This is a genomic window from Burkholderia sp. Bp8994 (genome assembly GCF_003853805.1).
Taxonomy (GTDB): Bacteria; Pseudomonadota; Gammaproteobacteria; order Burkholderiales; family Burkholderiaceae; genus Burkholderia.
Map to the genome: position 1 here is coordinate 1 of NZ_QTQH01000032.1, position 15,618 is coordinate 15,618.

The 15,618-nt window shown below is 69.3% G+C and carries 13 protein-coding genes and 1 pseudogene; 2 read left to right on the forward strand and 12 right to left on the reverse strand.

The window, feature by feature from the left end:
- The 10 genes and pseudogenes from DIE04_RS27665 to hutH all read right to left on the reverse strand — a co-directional run.
- Positions 1-188, reverse strand: a pseudogene (locus DIE04_RS27665) (aspartate aminotransferase family protein); the annotation flags it as partial.
- Between the two features lie 38 nt (positions 189-226).
- Positions 227-1,564, reverse strand: a complete 1,338-nt coding sequence (locus DIE04_RS27670; protein WP_044847659.1) for a glutamine synthetase family protein — start codon at positions 1,562-1,564, stop codon at positions 227-229.
- Between the two features lie 12 nt (positions 1,565-1,576).
- Entirely contained in the window at positions 1,577-2,383 is an 807-nt protein-coding gene (locus tag DIE04_RS27675; RefSeq protein ID WP_124523582.1) for a gamma-glutamyl-gamma-aminobutyrate hydrolase family protein, read from the reverse strand.
- Between the two features lie 719 nt (positions 2,384-3,102).
- The gene (hutG, locus tag DIE04_RS27685; RefSeq protein WP_124489555.1) at positions 3,103-3,900 is read right to left on the reverse strand and encodes an N-formylglutamate deformylase; all 798 of its coding nucleotides are present in this window, start codon (positions 3,898-3,900) and stop codon (positions 3,103-3,105) included.
- A gap of 60 nt (positions 3,901-3,960) precedes the next feature.
- Positions 3,961-5,337 carry a formimidoylglutamate deiminase gene (locus tag DIE04_RS27690; protein ID WP_124489554.1) on the reverse strand — a complete coding sequence of 459 codons (1,377 nt, stop codon included), beginning with the start codon at positions 5,335-5,337 and terminating at the stop codon, positions 3,961-3,963.
- A gap of 150 nt (positions 5,338-5,487) precedes the next feature.
- Complete coding sequence (hutI, locus tag DIE04_RS27695) at positions 5,488-6,711, reverse strand: imidazolonepropionase (protein ID WP_044847655.1); 1,224 nt, start codon at positions 6,709-6,711, stop codon at positions 5,488-5,490.
- Positions 6,712-6,715: 4 nt separating this feature from the next.
- Positions 6,716-7,327 (reverse strand): HutD family protein, encoded by a 612-nt coding sequence (locus DIE04_RS27700; RefSeq protein ID WP_124489553.1) that lies wholly within the window; start codon positions 7,325-7,327, stop codon positions 6,716-6,718.
- Positions 7,328-7,329: 2 nt separating this feature from the next.
- A complete protein-coding gene (gene hutU, locus DIE04_RS27705) occupies positions 7,330-9,018 on the reverse strand; it encodes a urocanate hydratase (RefSeq protein WP_044847653.1) in 1,689 nt (562 codons plus the stop codon).
- 39 nt (positions 9,019-9,057) lie between these two features.
- Positions 9,058-9,753, reverse strand: a complete 696-nt coding sequence (gene hutC, locus DIE04_RS27710; RefSeq protein WP_124489552.1) for a histidine utilization repressor — start codon at positions 9,751-9,753, stop codon at positions 9,058-9,060.
- A 4-nt stretch (positions 9,754-9,757) separates the two neighbouring features.
- Entirely contained in the window at positions 9,758-11,281 is a 1,524-nt protein-coding gene (gene hutH, locus DIE04_RS27715; protein WP_044847651.1) for a histidine ammonia-lyase, read from the reverse strand.
- 225 nt (positions 11,282-11,506) lie between these two features.
- Between hutH and DIE04_RS27720 the strand changes: the two genes are divergently transcribed.
- On the forward strand, positions 11,507-12,427 hold the full coding sequence (locus DIE04_RS27720; protein WP_124523584.1) for a glutamate/aspartate ABC transporter substrate-binding protein: 921 nt from the start codon (positions 11,507-11,509) through the stop codon (positions 12,425-12,427).
- 21 nt (positions 12,428-12,448) lie between these two features.
- Here the strand turns inward: DIE04_RS27720 and DIE04_RS27725 are convergent, their stop codons facing one another.
- Both DIE04_RS27725 and DIE04_RS27730 read right to left on the reverse strand, forming a co-directional pair.
- Positions 12,449-13,201: a 4'-phosphopantetheinyl transferase superfamily protein gene (locus tag DIE04_RS27725; RefSeq protein ID WP_124523586.1), complete on the reverse strand. Its 753-nt coding sequence runs from the start codon at positions 13,199-13,201 to the stop codon at positions 12,449-12,451.
- Positions 13,202-13,352: 151 nt separating this feature from the next.
- Positions 13,353-14,405, reverse strand: coding sequence for an alpha/beta fold hydrolase (locus DIE04_RS27730; RefSeq protein WP_124523588.1), 1,053 nt, complete (start codon positions 14,403-14,405; stop codon positions 13,353-13,355).
- Between the two features lie 118 nt (positions 14,406-14,523).
- Here DIE04_RS27730 and DIE04_RS27735 point away from each other — a divergent pair, with 118 nt between their 5' ends.
- A complete protein-coding gene (locus DIE04_RS27735; protein WP_124489547.1) occupies positions 14,524-15,465 on the forward strand; it encodes a LysR substrate-binding domain-containing protein in 942 nt (313 codons plus the stop codon).
- Positions 15,466-15,618: the final 153 nt, after the last annotated feature.

Here is a 15,618-nt window from a genome sequence, read left to right on the forward strand (position 1 = left end):
TAGACGCCGTCGGCCTTCACGATCACGCGGCTGCCCGCGCGATTGAGCGCACCCATGTCCGAGAACGGATGGATGTGATGCGCGGCGTCGAGCGCGCGGTATTCGGCGGTCGAGTGTGCTTGCGTCGTGCGCGGTGCGGTGGCCGGCGCGGTGGGCTGGATCCACGCGGGTTCGTTACGGTAAGTCATGTTTCCTCCGTCGTTCCTTGATGCGGTCGTGCGCACGCTCACACGTGCAGCAGCAGATGGCGACGTTCCCACGAACTGATCACGCGGAAGAACGCTTCGTATTCGGTTTCCTTCAGCGCCAGGTACGCCTTCACGAACTTGTCACCGAGAATGCCGGCGAGCGGCGTGCACGCCGCCATCAGCGAGATGCCTTCCTCGAGGTTGCGCGGCAGCTGGTACGGCAGGTCGTAGCCGTCGGACGCGATCGGTTCGGTCGGCGCGAGCTGCTGCGTGAGGCCGAGATAACCGGCGGCGAGCGTCGCCGCGAACGCGAGGTACGGATTGCAGTCGACGCCCGGAATCCGGTTCTCGATGCGCCGCGCGACCGGCGTCGACTGCGGGATGCGAAAGCCGACCGTACGGTTGTCGTAGCCCCACTGCACGTTGATCGGCGCGGCCATGAAGCGCGACAGGCGGCGATACGAGTTGATGTACGGTGCGAAGATCGGCATCAGCGCGGGCGTATATTTCTGCAGGCCCGCAAGATAGCTTTGGAACATCGGCGACACGACGCCGCCGTCGTCGGCGAACAGGTTGCGGCCGGTGTGCACATCGGCGAGGCTCTGGTGGATATGCATCGCGGAGCCCGGCTCGTTTTCCATCGGCTTGGCCATGAACGTCGCATACATGTTGTGGCGCAGCGCCGCCTCGCGCACCGTGCGCTTGAACAGGAACACCTGGTCGGCGAGCGACAGCGCGTCGCCGTGCACGAAGTTGATCTCCATCTGCGCGGCGCCGACCTCGTGGATCAGCGTCTCGATGTCGAGGCCCTGCATCTCGCAGTATTCGTAGATGTCCTCGAACAGCGGATCGAACTCGTTGACGGCCTCGATCGAATACGACTGACGGCCGGTTTCCGCCCGCCCCGTGCGCCCGACCGGCGGACGCAGCGGCAGGTCGGGGTCGGCGTTCATGTCGACCAGATAGAACTCGAGTTCAGGCGCGACCACGGGCTTCCAGCCCTTTTCCTTGTACAGGTCGAGCACGCGGCGCAGCACGTAGCGCGGCGAGATCTCGACCGGCGAACCGTCGAAATGCACGCAATCGTGGATCACCTGCGCGGTCGGGTCGACGGCCCACGGAATCAGGCAGATCGTCGACGGATCGGGCACGCACACCATGTCGGGATCGGTCACGCCGGTCAGCGTGCCGTCCTCCGGATAGTCGCCGGTGACGGTCTGCACCATCACGGCCTGCGGCAGGCGCATCGATTCGCCGGACTCGAATTTGTTGCGCGGAATGATCTTGCCGCGCGCGATGCCGGCCATGTCGGGAATGATCGCCTCGACTTCGGTGATGCGGTGCTGGCGCAGGAATTCGCTCAGTTCGGGTTGCATGATCGGCCTCGTTCAGTCGATGTCGGATGCAGCCGGCGACGGCATGGTGCCGCCGGCCGCATAAATGCGGTGTGTCATGCGCGCGCGGCACGCCGCGCCGAATGCCGTAAAGATGTCGCGCGACAGCGGTTGCTCCGCGTGGCGCCATTCGGGATGCCACTGCACGCCGAGCGCGAACGCGCGCGCGCCGCGCACGCTCACGGCCTCGATCAGCCCGTCGGGCGCGCTCGCCTCGACCGCGAGGCCCGCGCCGAGCCGCGCGATACCCTGGTCGTGCAACGAATTGACCATCGCGTCGTGCGCGCCGTGCGCGATCCGTTGCAGCAGCCCGCCCGGCGCGAACTGCACGCGGTGCGCGGGGCCGTACTGCCGCTCGAGCGGATCGCCGTCGCGCTCGCGATGATCGTCGAAGCCCGCGCTCGCATGCAGCCGCTGATGCAAGGTGCCGCCATACGCGACGTTCAGCTCCTGCATGCCGCGGCAGATCGCGAGCACCGGCACGCCCGCATCGATCGCCGCTCGGATCAGCGGCAGCGCGGTCGCATCGCGCGCGGGATCGTGCAGGGTATCGGGCGCGCTCGCCAGGCCGCCGTAGTGATGCGGCTCGACGTTCGAATAACTGCCGGTCATCAGCAGCCCGTCGATCGCCGCGACGATCGCGTCGACCGGCTGCCGCGCACCCAGCGCGGGCAGCACGAACGCCAGCGCGCCGGCACCGTCGACCAGCGCGACGAGATACTTCTCCCCGGCCGTGTGGTTCGGATGGGCGCCGCGCATGACGCGATCGGCGGTGACGGCTACGAGCGGGCGCGGTCGCATGATCGCCTCCGCGATAAATGCGCGACGCGTGCGGACGCGCAGGACGATGGCGGCCCGCGATGGCGCTGCACGCGTCCACGCGCGATCGTGCCGCTCGGACGGTGCGGCAGCAGGCGGTGCGATCCGACGCGAAAGCGGAAAAGGACGCTAGGGCAACAATGAAGCGCTGCCGTCGCACTGCACCGCGCTGAACACGTGTGCGGTGACGACATTGAAGCGGCGCAGGCCGCGATGGGGCACAGCGAAGAAGCGGGGCTCGCGTATGGGGGCGGCGCGCGTGCCGCGATCAGCATGCCGGATCGGCCCGGCCTGAGGCGGCGCGCCCGCCGACGGACTTCGGGTCCGGCGTATCGAAGGGCTGGCGGCTTTCACGATCGTACTCGACTGACTGATGAAGGCAGGACACGTGTCGCGATGAAGCGGGGGCGGCAATGCCGCGCGACGACACGTCGGCAAGGTGTCTCGCAACGGATTCCGGCGCGGTGCGGCGCTGATCGACGCTGTCGCGGCCGGGGCGCGCGTGACGACTTCCTGACATTCAGCTTATATCACCTAAAAATTGCGTCAAATTTTCAGGTACCGATCCCGACATAGATCAGACGAAAAAACGGCATCGACCGCTCGGGTCGATGCCGTTTTGTGCGATGCACCAATGTGCGCCTTGCCAGCCGGCCGGCCGTGGCGCGACATCGCGCCGTGCCGCCGCACGCGCCGACGGATCAGCGATGCGCGAGCGCGGTTTCGACGAGCGTCTGCAGCAGCGGCACGATCCGCGCGGCGCGCGCTTCGTCGTACGCATACGGACGCGTCTCTTCCATGTAAGTGATCTGCGACAGCTCCAGTTGCACGGCTTCGACGCCGGTCGCGGGCACGCCGTAGTGGCGCGTGATGTAGCCGCCCTTGAAACGCCCGTTCGCGACGGCCGTATAACCGCCGTGCGCGCTCACGCATGCGGCCAGCGCCTCGGCAAGGCCCGGCGCGGCGCTCGCGCCGCTCGACGTGCCGAAGTTGAAGTCCGGCAGGCGGCCCTCGAAGAAGCGCGGCACGTGCGAGCGGATCGAATGCGCTTCCCACACGAGCACGCGGCCGTGCTCGCGCTTCAGGCGCGCGATCTCGCCCTGCAGCGCGTCGTGATACGGGCGCCAGTAGCGGTCGCGACGGCGCATGATCTCGTCGTTGCCGGGCAGCGCGCCCGCCGGATACAGCGGCGCCTTGTCGAACGTATCGACCGGCACGAGCCCGGTCGTGTCCTGCCCCGGATACAGGTTCTCGTTGTCGGGCGGACGGTTCAGGTCGACGACGTAACGCGCGTGCGACGGCACGAGGATCGACGCGCCGAGCGTCGCCGCGAAGCCGTACAGGCGCTCGAGGTGCCAGTCGCAATCGTCGACGAAGCGCGCGTCGGGCGTCATCGTCGCGGCGATGTCGTCGGGGATGTGGGTGCCTGCGTGCGGAATCGAGATCAGCAGCGGCAGCGTGCCCTGCTTCAGCGTGAATACAGCCGGTTGTTCAGTCATGTCGCATCACCGTAAAAGTCGGCCGGCGCACGCGCGCGGCGTGCGCCGGATGCCGCGCATTCAGCGCAGCAGTTGCGCCAGCGCGGCGCGGTAGTCGGCATAAGCTGCGGCTTCGTCGCGATGGCGGCGGCCGCTCACGACGCGCTCGCCGCCGGTATAGACGTCGAGCACCGGCGTGTCGCCGTGCTCGGCGAACACCGTGCCCGACAGCCAGGACGCGCTGTCGTGCTCCGCGATCGCCGGATGATCGGGATCGAGCACGAGCCAGTCGGCGCGGCAGCCTTCACGCAGCGCGCCGATGCGCCGCCCGCTCGCCTGCGCGCCGCCCGCGAGCGACGCGTCGAACAGCCGGTCGGCGACATGCGCCTGCGTGTCGCTCGCGAGCACGTTGCGCGCGCGATGCACGAGCCGCTGCCCGTATTCGAGCAGGCGCAGTTCCGAGCGCCAGTCGACCGACGCATGGCTGTCCGAGCCGACGCCGATCACGCCGCCCTGCGCGAGATAGTCGAGCGCCGGGAACACGCCGTCGCCGAGGTTCGCCTCGGTGGTCAGGCACAGGCCGGCCACCGCGCGACGCTTCGCGAGCGCGGCCGTTTCGGCCGCATCGACGTGCGTCGCGTGCACGAGGCACCAGCGCGCATCGACGTCGAAACGATCGAGCAGCCATTGCACGGGACGCGCGCCGTAGGCGCGCACGCAATCGTCGACTTCGGCCGTCTGTTCGGCGATATGGATATGCACCGGCGCGTCGTCGGGCAGGCCTTCGAGCAGCACGCGCAAGCCGTTCTCGGACACCGCGCGCAGCGAGTGCGGGGCGACGCCATAGCGCAGGCCGCCGTGCTCGGGCGCGACGCGGCGCATCGCGTCGAGCAGCTCGAGCAGGCCGTCCGGCGTATTGATGAAGCGGCGCTGGTCGTCGCGCGGCGGCTTGTTGCCGAAGCCGGCGAACTGGTACGACACGGGCAGCATCGTGATGCCGATGCCGGCCGAGCGCGCGGCGTCGACCACGCGCGCACCGAGTTCCGCGATCTGCGGATAGCGTGAGCCGTCCTGCGCGTGATGCACGTAGTGGAATTCGCAGACCGACGTGTAGCCGCACTTCAGCATCTCGACGTACAGCCAGCGCGCGATCGCCGCAAGCGCGTCGGGCGTGATCTTCAGCGCGAAGCGGTACATCAGGTCGCGCCAGCTCCAGAAGCTGTCGGCGGGATTCGCGCGATATTCGGTGAGCCCCGCCATCGCGCGCTGGAACGCGTGCGAATGCAGGTTCGGCATGCCGGGCAGCACGGGCCCGGCCGCGCGCGCGACGCCGGCCGGCGCGTCGGTGTCGGGCGTCACGTCGGTCAGCGTGCCGGCCGCGTCCCAGCGCAGCAGCACGTTGCGGCGCCAGCCATCGGGCAGCCGGGCATGGTCTGCGAACAACATAGAGTCGGTCATCGTGAGTCCTTGTTGGCCGGATTCGGCGAGCTAACGCGCAGTCCGGTCCCAAGCCCCGGATGGCAGGAGGCGGCGCGTCGGCGCCCGCTTCCGCTCCGTGGCGATCGACCGGACCGACGCTTCAGCGCCGCGTCCGGCCCTCCGCAAAAACTAGCCGTTCATCCGGCGAAACACCGTCGCGCCGCCGCGCACGACCTGCTCGCACAGCGGCCGGCCGATCCAGTACGCGAGCTCCGACAGCGAGCCGACCGACCAGACCGCGAAATCGGCCTGGCGGCCGATCTCGAGCGCACCGTGACGATCGGCGCGACCGAGCGCCGCGGCCGCATGGCGCGTCACGCCCTGCAGCACCTCGGGCACCGTCATGCGGAACAGCGTGCAGCCCATGTTCAGCGTCAGCAGCAGCGATTCGAGCGGCGAGGTACCGGGGTTGTGATCGGTCGCGAGCGCGATCGGCACGCCATGCTTGCGCAGCAGCTCGATCGGCGGCAATTGCGTTTCGCGAATGAAGTAATACGCGCCGGGCAACAGCACGGCGACCGTACCGGCCGCCTTCATCGCCTCGATGCCGGCTTCGTCGAGAAATTCGAGGTGGTCGGCCGACAGCGCGCGATAACGCGCGGCAAGCGCGGTGCCGCCCGCGTTCGACAACTGCTCCGCGTGCAGTTTCACCGGCAGCCCGCGCCGCGTCGCGGCCTCGAACACGCGCTCGGTCTGCGCGAGCGAAAAGCCGATGCGCTCGCAGAACACGTCGACCGCGTCGACCAGGCCTTCGTCGGCGAGCGCCGGCAGCATCCGGCCGCACACTTCGTCGATGTATTCATCCGCACGGCCCGCATATTCCGGCGGCAGCGCGTGCGCGCCGAGGAACGTGGTGTAGACCGTGACCGGGAAGCGCTCGCCGAGCTGGCGCGCGACGCGCAGCATCTTGCGCTCGCTCGCGAGGTCGAGCCCGTAGCCCGACTTGATCTCGATCGCCGTCACGCCGTCGGCGAGCAGCGGCTGCAGGCGCGCGGCGGCCTGCACGAACAGCGTCGTCTCGTCGGCCGCGCGCGTCGCGCGCACCGTCGACACGATCCCGCCGCCCTGCCGCGCGATCTCCTCGTAGCTGACGCCGGCGAGGCGCTGCGCGAACTCGTCGGCCCGCGTGCCGCCGTACACGAGGTGCGTATGGCAGTCGACGAGGCCCGGCGTCACCCACGCGCCGTGCAGGTCTTCCCGCTGCCAGTGCGCATAACCGTGCGGCAGCGCGGACAACGCGCCGAGCCACACGATCGTGCCGGTTTCGTCGACGGCGATCGCCGCGTCGTCGATCGTCTCGTCGGGATGGCCGTGCGGACACAGCCTCAGGTGATGCCAGACAGTCGGTTTCATGCGTTCAGTCTCGTTCGCCGACGGCGAGCGACACGGCGAGCAGCGCGCCGCCTCCGCTCACGACGACGTCAAACGCACGCTGCGGCCCGTCGAGCCGCAGCGTGTCCATTTCCTGCAGTGCGTAGTGCGCGCCGTCGATCTCGACGCCGACCGCGCCCGTCGCGCAGAACAGCAGCACGGTATCGGCGCGCTCGGCGCGGTGCGTGCCTTCGGGCCACACGTCGAGCGTCCCGCGCGCGGCCGAACGGCGCGTCATCAGGTTGAAGTCGCGCGTCGCGCCGTCGTGCAGCGTCGCGTCGATCGCCGTCTCGCCGGCGAAGTCCGCACGCGCGAGCGGCGCGTCGAGCACGTGGCGCGCGCCCCCTTCTTCGGCGAGCGTCATGCCCGCGCCGGACAGCAGCACGAGCGTGCGGTCGATCCCGTCGAAACGCGAGAACGGGCCGGCCGCGCCGACGTCCGCGACGCTCACGCGCCATGCGAACCTATCGAGCGCGGCGCCCGGCGGGAATGCACCGATCTCGCGCGTCACGCCGCCGCCGTTCTTCCACGGCGACGCGACGAGATCCGCCGCGCGGATCATCGTCACGCTCACCGGCGCCTGGTCGAGCGCCGTCATGCTCAGCGGCCGAGCATCGGCAGCTTCAGGCCGGCTTCGCGGGCCGTCTGCTGCGCGAGTTCGTAGCCGGCATCCGCATGGCGCATCACGCCCGTCGCCGGATCGTTCAGCAGCACGCGGCCGAGACGCTCGTGCGCTTCGGCGGTACCGTCGGCGACGATCACGACGCCCGAGTGCTGCGAGAAGCCCATGCCGACGCCGCCGCCATGATGCAGCGACACCCACGATGCGCCGCCTGCGGTGTTCAGCAGGGCGTTCAGCAGCGGCCAGTCGCTCACGGCGTCCGAACCGTCCTTCATCGATTCCGTCTCGCGGTTCGGGCTCGCGACCGAACCGGTGTCGAGGTGGTCGCGGCCGATCACGATCGGGGCCTTCAGTTCGCCGTTCTTCACCATCTCGTTGAACGCCTGGCCGAGGCGATAGCGATCCTTCACGCCGACCCAGCAGATCCGCGCCGGCAGACCCTGGAACGCGATGCGCTCACGCGCCATGTCGAGCCAGTTGTGCAGGTGCGGATCGTCGGGGATCAGCTCCTTCACCTTCTGGTCGGTCTTGTAGATGTCTTCCGGATCGCCGGACAGCGCGACCCAGCGGAACGGGCCCTTGCCTTCGCAGAACAGCGGGCGGATATAGGCCGGCACGAAGCCCGGGAAGTCGAATGCGTTCTCGACGCCCATTTCCAGCGCCATCTGGCGGATGTTGTTGCCGTAGTCGAGCGTGGCGGCGCCGCGCTCCTGCAGCGTCAGCATCGCGCGCACCTGCACGGCCATCGACTGCTTCGCGACCTTCACGATGCTCTGCGGATCGACCTTCTGCGCTTCGCGCCATTGCGCGACGGTCCAGCCTTGCGGCAGGTAGCCGTTGATCGGGTCGTGCGCGCTCGTCTGGTCGGTCACGCAGTCCGGCGTGATACCGCGCGTCACGAGTTCCGCGAACACGTCGGCCGCGTTGCCGAGCAGGCCGACCGACACCGGCTTGCCGGTGCGCTTCGCTTCGTCGATCATGCCGAGCGCTTCGTCGAGCGTCGTCGCCTTCTTGTCGACGTAGCGCGTCTTCAGGCGGAAGTCGATGCGCGTCTCGTCGCATTCGACCGCGATCATCGAGAAGCCGGCCATCGTCGCGGCGAGCGGCTGCGCGCCGCCCATACCGCCGAGGCCGCCCGTCAGGATCCAGCGGCCCGACGGATCGCCGTTGAAGTGCTGGTTCGCGACCGAGAAGAAGGTTTCATAGGTGCCCTGCACGATGCCCTGGCTGCCGATGTAGATCCAGCTGCCGGCCGTCATCTGGCCGTACATCATCAGGCCCTTGCGGTCGAGCTCGTGGAAGTGATCCCAGGTCGCCCAGTGCGGCACCAGGTTCGAGTTCGCGAGCAGCACGCGCGGCGCATCCTTGTGCGTGCGGAACACACCGACCGGCTTGCCCGACTGGATCAGCAGCGTCTCGTTCTCTTCGAGATCCTTCAGCGACGCGAGGATCTGGTCGTAGCATTCCCAGTTGCGCGCCGCGCGGCCGATGCCGCCGTACACGACGAGCGCGTGCGGATGCTCGGCGACTTCCGGATCCAGGTTGTTCTGGATCATCCGGTAGGCCGCTTCGGCCAGCCAGGTCTTGCAGACCTTCTCGCTGCCGCGCGGCGCGCGGATCGTGCGGGTCGGATCGAGACGGGGATCGATGTGTTTCGGATGGTTCATGACGACTGCTCCCGAAGGAAAATGACTATCAAATAGGAATCAGAAATGCCCGGTGAAGCGATAACGGCTGCCGGGGTGCCACAGATTCGCCACCGAGGCGACGACGCCCTGCGACCAGGTGCGCCGATGTAAAACCAGACACGGCTCGACGTCGTCCATCCGCAGCTGCTCGCGCCGCCCGGGCGCCGGAGCCGCCGCTTCGATCCGGTACTCGACGCGCTGCAGCGGGGCCGCGCGCATCAGGTACAGGTTCGGCGTCGTGTTCGTAAAATCCTGCTCGGCATAATCCGGCGCGACCGCCGGATTCACCCACCGTTCTTCGAGCTGGACGGGTTCGTCATTCTCGAAGTGCAACACCTGTGAATAAAACAGCTTCGCGCGCACGGCCATCTGCATCTCGTCGGCGAGCGCCTCGTCGGCGCGGATCGTCTCGAGGCCGAGCACGCTGGCGCGGTACGCATGCCCGCGCGCGTCGACCTCTTCCGAGATGCTGCGGATCGCGACGAGCGTCGACTCGTACTTCGGCCGCGCGACGTAGGTGCCGGCGCCCTTCATGCGCGTCAGCACCTGCTCGGCCGTCAACTCGCGCAACGCGCGGTTGACGGTCATGCGCGCGACCTTGAACTCGCGGGCCAGTTCGTTCTCGGAGGGCACCTGGTCGCCCTCCGCCCACTCGCCGGCGTGAATGCGGCCCAGGATGAAATCCTTGATCTCCTGGTAGACCGGCGCGCTCATGGGCTTACTGTTCCGATGCGAACGAGAACGGCGCGACCTTCGCGAACGCGCGCTCGCCGACGAGCTTCGCGATCACCGCGATGTCCGGTGCGAAGTAGTGGTCGAGCTCGTAGTGCGCAACCTTGCCGCGGATCGTTTCCATCACCGGCGCGAGCTTCGGGCTCGTGTGGTACGGCGCGCGCAGGTCGACGCCCTGGGCGGCGGCCAGCAGTTCGATCGCGAGGATGTGCTTCGTGTTGTCCGCGATGTCGGCGAGCTTGCGCGCGGCGAACGTCGCCATCGACACGTGGTCTTCCTGGTTCGCCGAGGTCGGCAGCGAGTCGACCGACGCCGGGTGCGCGAGCGTCTTGTTTTCCGATGCCAGCGCGGCCGCCGTCACGTGGGCGATCATGAAGCCCGAGTTCACGCCGCCGTCCTTCACGAGGAACGGGGGCAGGCCCGACAGCGTCGCGTCGATCAGCAGCGCGATGCGGCGCTCGGCCAGCGCGCCGATTTCCGCCGCGGCGAGCGCGAGGTTGTCGGCCGCGAATGCGACGGGTTCAGCGTGGAAGTTGCCGCCCGACAGCACTTCGCCGGTATCCGGGAAGATCAGCGGGTTGTCCGACACGGCGTTCGCTTCGACCAGCAGCACGTCGGCTGCATGGCGCATCTGGTCCAGGCACGCGCCCATCACCTGCGGCTGGCAGCGCAGGCTGTACGGATCCTGCACCTTGTCGCAGTCGCGGTGCGACTGGTTGATCGGCGAGCCTTCGAGCAGGTCGCGGTACGACGCGGCCGCGTCGATCTGCCCTTGATGGCCGCGCAGTTCGTGGATGCGGGCGTCGAACGGCTTCACCGAGCCGGCTGCCGCGTCGACCGACAGCGCGCCCGCGACCAGCGCGGTGCGGTACAGGTCTTCGATCGCGAACATGTTGTCGAGCGCCAGCGCGGTCGACGCCTGCGTGCCGTTCAGCAGCGCCAGGCCTTCCTTCGCCTGCAGCGTCAGCGGCGCGAGGCCCGCGACGCGCAGACCGTCCAGCGCGCTGGCGCGCTCGCCGCGGATGAACACTTCACCGACGCCCAGCAGCACGGCCGACATGTGCGCGAGGGGTGCCAGGTCGCCCGATGCGCCGACCGAGCCCTTCACCGGGATCAGCGGCAGCACGTCGGCGTTGAACAGCGTGATCAGCGCGTCCATCACTTCGCGACGGATGCCGGAGTGGCCGCGGCCGAGGCTCGACAGCTTCAGTGCCATCAGGAGACGCACCGACGAGCGCGCCATCGGCTCGCCCACGCCGACCGCATGCGACAGCACCAGGTTCTTCTGCAGCAGCTCGAGCTGGTCGTGCGGGATGTGCGTGCTGGCCAGGCGGCCGAAACCCGTGTTGATGCCGTATGCGGGCTCGCCCTTCGCCGCGATGTCGGCGACGGCCTTCGCGCCCGCGTCGATCTTCGCGAAGCTCGCCGGGTCGAGCTTGAGCTGCACGGATTCGCGAGCGATCTTGCGCAGTTGCGGAAGGGTCAGGTGGCCGGGGGTCAACGTAATCATGTGAGCAATCCTGTCTAGACAAGTTCGGGATGGATTGCAGTGTAGCCACCGCGACTTGTCTAGACAACCTGTTTTTCATAATTCCGACTCGGGAGTTTCCCTGATGTCCGGCGCGGCGCGCCGGAGCGGCCAGACAGGCCTCGCAATTAACATATGTTGCAATTATTTTGTCTTTGGCAACATACGAATCGACGCTTCCCTACGATCCGCCCACGGAGATCCGCCATGACCACCCCGCCCCGGTTGACCACCCTTCTCGGCCGCGGCCTGCTCGTCGCCGCGTGCGCGCTCGCGTGCGGCGCATCGCTCGCCGCGGAGCCGCTGTCCGGCACGCTCGAGAAGGTGCGGCAAAGCGGCCTGATCTCGATCGGCCATCGCGAGACGTCGGTGCCGTTCTCCTATGTCGACGCGAGCGGCAAGGTGATCGGCTTCTCGCAGGACCTGTGCGACCGCGTGATCGCCGCCGTGAAGGCGCGCACCGGCAAGCCCGACCTGCAGGCGCGCTTCATCCCGGTCACGTCGCAGAACCGCATCCCGCTCGTGCAGAACGGCACCGTCGATCTCGAATGCGGGGTGACCACCAACCTCGCCGCGCGTCACGCGCAGGTCGCGTTCTCGACCACCTTCTTCGTCGCGACGACGCGCCTGCTCACGCGCACGAACTCGGGCATCCGCGACTTCCCCGATCTCGCCGGCAAGACGGTCGTGACGAACCAGGGCACGACGTCCGAACGCCTGCTGCGCAAGATGAACGAGGAAAAGAAGATGAACATGCAGATCATCAGCGCGAAGGACTACGGCGAAGGACGCCTCACGCTCGAATCGGGCCGCGCGGCCGCGTACATGATGGACGACGTGCTGCTCGCCGGCGTGCGCCAGCTCGCGGCGAAGCCGGCCGACTGGGCGATCGTCGGCACGCCGCAATCGTCGGAAGCGTACGGGTTCATGCTGCGCAAGGACGATCCGCAGTTCAAGGCGCTCGTCGACGGCGTGCTCGTGCAGTTGATGAAGAGCGGCGGGATCAACGCGCTGTACGACAAGTGGTTCATGAAGCCGGTGCCGCCGAAGGGGCTCGCGTTCGAGTTCCCGATGAGCGACGTGATCAAGGCGCGCTACGCGGCGCCCAACGACGTACCGCTCGAATGAGCGTCGCGCGCTGAAACGGGGTCAGCGCGCCCACGCGACGCACGCCGCGTAGCCGGGCGCCGCGTCGAGCCAGCCCGCGTCGAACGCGGCCACGCCGGCGGCGGGCGCGGCCGGCTCGACGATCGTCGTCGCGGGCGTCGCCGCATCGCGCGGCGGCACGACCGCGAACGCGCGCAGCCCGCCGACGATGCCGGTGCCGAGCGCCTTCAGCAGCGCCTCCTTCGCGGCCCACACGCGCATGAACGCGTCCGCGCGGGCGGCGAGCGGCAGGCCGTCGAGATACGCAGCCTCGGCGGCCGCGCACACTTCGCGCGTCAGCGCACGCCAGTCGGTCGTGCGGTTGCAGCTTTCGATATCGACGCCGACGCGCCCCGTCGCCGCCCACGCGATGAGCGCGTGATCGCCCGCGTGCGACACGTTGAAATCGAGCGACACGCGATGCGCGGAATCCAGCGACGGCCGTCCCGATGCGTCGACGACGATCGCGATGTCCTTCGGCGCGATGCCGAGCGCCGCACCGAGCACGTCGCGCAGCGCGGCGCGCGTCGCGGCACTGCGCACCGCATCCTCCTGCCGCAGATAGCGCCCGGCACGCCCCCGCTCCGCGTCGCTCAGCGCCGCGTAGGCGGGCGATGCGAGCGGCACGCGCCAGTCGAAATCGACGCGCGCGACCTGCACGCCGGCACGCGACGCGGCCGGCGGCACATCGAGCAGGTGCACGCGCCACGCGCGGGACAGGTCGTCGGCAATCTCGGAATCGGGTGGAATGGACATCGGCACGCGGCAGTCAGGCGAACGAAACGTTCGATGTTAATCGATCGTACGGGACGGAGACCGACGCATCGCGACCGAGATCGTCGGCAGCGGCAGCAGCGGCAGCCGGTGCAACCGTCTCATCGACGCGATGGCCGGGTTGCGCGCGCGTTCACCCGTGCGCGACGGCACCCGGCACGCCGCTTCCCGCCAGCCGCGCACGCTGCGCCGGATGGCGCGCGTGGACGCGGCCCGGCGCATCGGCCGGCAGCGCGCCGTGTTGCAGCCAATCCAGCGCGACGGGCCACAGCGTGTCGGTGAAGCGGCTGTGGAAGAACGCGAAGTGGCCTATCGCGTCGACGCCGATGTCGCGCGGCGCGATCCGCAGGTGCGTGACGTCGCTGCCCGTGTAGTAGCCGACCAGCCGTTCGATCGCGTCGACCGTGCCGAACCCGTCGTCGTCGAGGCCGATCGCGAGCATCGACGCCGGCAGCCGCGCGAAGCGGGCCGGCAGCGCGGCGCGGCTCGCCGCGGGTTCGGCGAGCAGGCCGTGCGTGAAGGCGTCCTCGAAGCGCGGTTGCGCGCGCACCCACGACAGCGCGACGCCGCGCGGCGTGTCTTCCATCCAGCCGAGCCGCTTCGCGGGCACGTAGCCGAACACGGCCGCGAGCGCCGGCATCGCGACGTGCCATTTCCACCACATGCGCCGCCGCTCTTCCGGCCGATAGTCGCGCCAGTACGCATACTGCGCGCCCACCGTCACCACGTGACGCACGTACGCGTTCGACGCCGCGAGCCCGAGCACGCAGCCGCCGATGCTGTGCGCGACGACGTCGAGCGGCTGGCCCGGAAATGCATCGCGCGTGTATTGCAGCGCGGCCTCGCAATCGAGCCGCCCCCAGTCGAGCCAGTTCGCGCGCAGCTTCGCGAGCCGCGCGGGGCGCGAGCCGCCGATCCCGCGATAGTCGTAGACGAGCACGTCGCGCCTCCGCGCGAACAGCCAGGCCGCGAAACGGAAGTAGTAGTCGCAGCGCACCGACGTCGCGCAATTGACGACCGTCACGGGCCGCACGGTGCTGCCGCGATGCCGCCACACGTAGCCGCGCAGCACGTAACCGTCGGCCGCGGTCAGCGTCACGACCTCCGGCGGCAACGCACCCGCCGGGCGCCCCGCTGCCTGATCCGCCGCGCACGCGGCCCCGCCTGCTTCGTTCGAAATCGTCATCGTGTCTCCTGTGCGGCACCGCCTGCCCGGCGCCCGCCCGATCGGCCAGCCTCCATTGAACTTGACGCGCCGGACGTTCTCAACCAATCTTGCTGCTCCGTTCGCATGAGCCCTACGCATGTCAACGCCGCTCGTCCGTCTCCCGTCGCTGGACCTCGTGCGCGGCTTCGTCGCCGTCGGCCGCCGCATGAGCATCACGCTCGCCGCGCAGGACCTGTGCGTCACGCAGTCGGCGGTCAGCCGCCAGGTGCACGCGCTCGAGGCGCATCTCGGCGTCGCGCTGCTGCAGCGCGGCTATCGCAAGATCGCGTTCACGCCGGAAGGCGAGCGGCTGTTCCGCGCCGCCGATGCGGCGCTGCTCAGCCTGCAGGACACCGTCGCATCGCTCGCCGCCGCACGCGAGCGGCAACCCGTCACGATCACCGCGAGCATCGGCGTCACCGCGCTGTGGCTGCTGCCCAGACTCGGGCGCCTGCAGGCGCGCCTGCCCGACATCGACTTGCGCGTGGCCGCGAATGACAAGGTACTCGATTTGCGCGCGGAAGGCATCGACCTCGGAATCCGCTACTGCCCGCGCGAGCGCGCGCCGGCCGGCGCGCTGCACCTGTTCGACGAGATCGTCGTGCCGGTCGCGCACCCCGCGCTGGCCGCCCGGCCCGTCACCGACGCGGCGGCGATCGCCGAGCACGTGCTGCTCGAATTCGACGGGCCGCCGCAAACCCGACTGCAGTGGCGTGCGCACCTGCACGCGGCCGGGCTCGGCGACGCGCGCCCGAAGGGCGTGCTGCGCTTCAACCAGTACGACCAGGTCATCCACGCCGCGATCGCCGGCCAGGGCGTCGCGCTCGGCAGGCTCGCGCTCGTCGCGCCGATGCTCGCCGACGGCCGGCTCGCGGTGCTCGGCCCGCACTCGCAGGCGTTGTCGGATGCGTACGGCTACTGGCTGTTCCGGCACGATCCGGCACCGCGCCGCGAAGTCGCCGACGTGCGCGACTGGATCCTCGCGGAAGCGGCCGAGTGCGACGCCGCGATGCGGGCGTACGACGTGGCGCAGCGGTAGCCGCGAGCCGCGAGCGAAATCCCGCATCGAGGCGGCGCCGGCGTGGCCTTCGCACGTACATGAACGCCGCCACGGGCGCTGCACCGACGCCCCGCTCCGTTGCATCGGCCGCCTGTCACGCCGGCTGCATGCGGCGCAGCGGCTTCACGCATC

What these genes read in the sequence shown, in the direction of transcription:
- DIE04_RS27735 (WP_124489547.1), top strand. Translation starts at nt 14,524, where the DNA reads ATGTCAACGCCGCTCGTCCGTCTCCCGTCGCTGGACCTCGTGCGCGGC.
- DIE04_RS27690 (WP_124489554.1), bottom strand. Translation starts at nt 5,337, where the DNA reads ATGACCGACTCTATGTTGTTCGCAGACCATGCCCGGCTGCCCGATGGC.
- hutU (WP_044847653.1), bottom strand. Translation starts at nt 9,018, where the DNA reads ATGAACCATCCGAAACACATCGATCCCCGTCTCGATCCGACCCGCACG.
- DIE04_RS27700 (WP_124489553.1), bottom strand. Translation starts at nt 7,327, where the DNA reads ATGACGGCGCTCGACCAGGCGCCGGTGAGCGTGACGATGATCCGCGCG.
- hutI (WP_044847655.1), bottom strand. Translation starts at nt 6,711, where the DNA reads ATGAAACCGACTGTCTGGCATCACCTGAGGCTGTGTCCGCACGGCCAT.
- hutG (WP_124489555.1), bottom strand. Translation starts at nt 3,900, where the DNA reads ATGACTGAACAACCGGCTGTATTCACGCTGAAGCAGGGCACGCTGCCG.
- DIE04_RS27720 (WP_124523584.1), top strand. Translation starts at nt 11,507, where the DNA reads ATGACCACCCCGCCCCGGTTGACCACCCTTCTCGGCCGCGGCCTGCTC.
- hutH (WP_044847651.1), bottom strand. Translation starts at nt 11,281, where the DNA reads ATGATTACGTTGACCCCCGGCCACCTGACCCTTCCGCAACTGCGCAAG.
- DIE04_RS27670 (WP_044847659.1), bottom strand. Translation starts at nt 1,564, where the DNA reads ATGCAACCCGAACTGAGCGAATTCCTGCGCCAGCACCGCATCACCGAA.
- hutC (WP_124489552.1), bottom strand. Translation starts at nt 9,753, where the DNA reads ATGAGCGCGCCGGTCTACCAGGAGATCAAGGATTTCATCCTGGGCCGC.
- DIE04_RS27725 (WP_124523586.1), bottom strand. Translation starts at nt 13,201, where the DNA reads ATGTCCATTCCACCCGATTCCGAGATTGCCGACGACCTGTCCCGCGCG.
- DIE04_RS27675 (WP_124523582.1), bottom strand. Translation starts at nt 2,383, where the DNA reads ATGCGACCGCGCCCGCTCGTAGCCGTCACCGCCGATCGCGTCATGCGC.
- DIE04_RS27730 (WP_124523588.1), bottom strand. Translation starts at nt 14,405, where the DNA reads ATGACGATTTCGAACGAAGCAGGCGGGGCCGCGTGCGCGGCGGATCAG.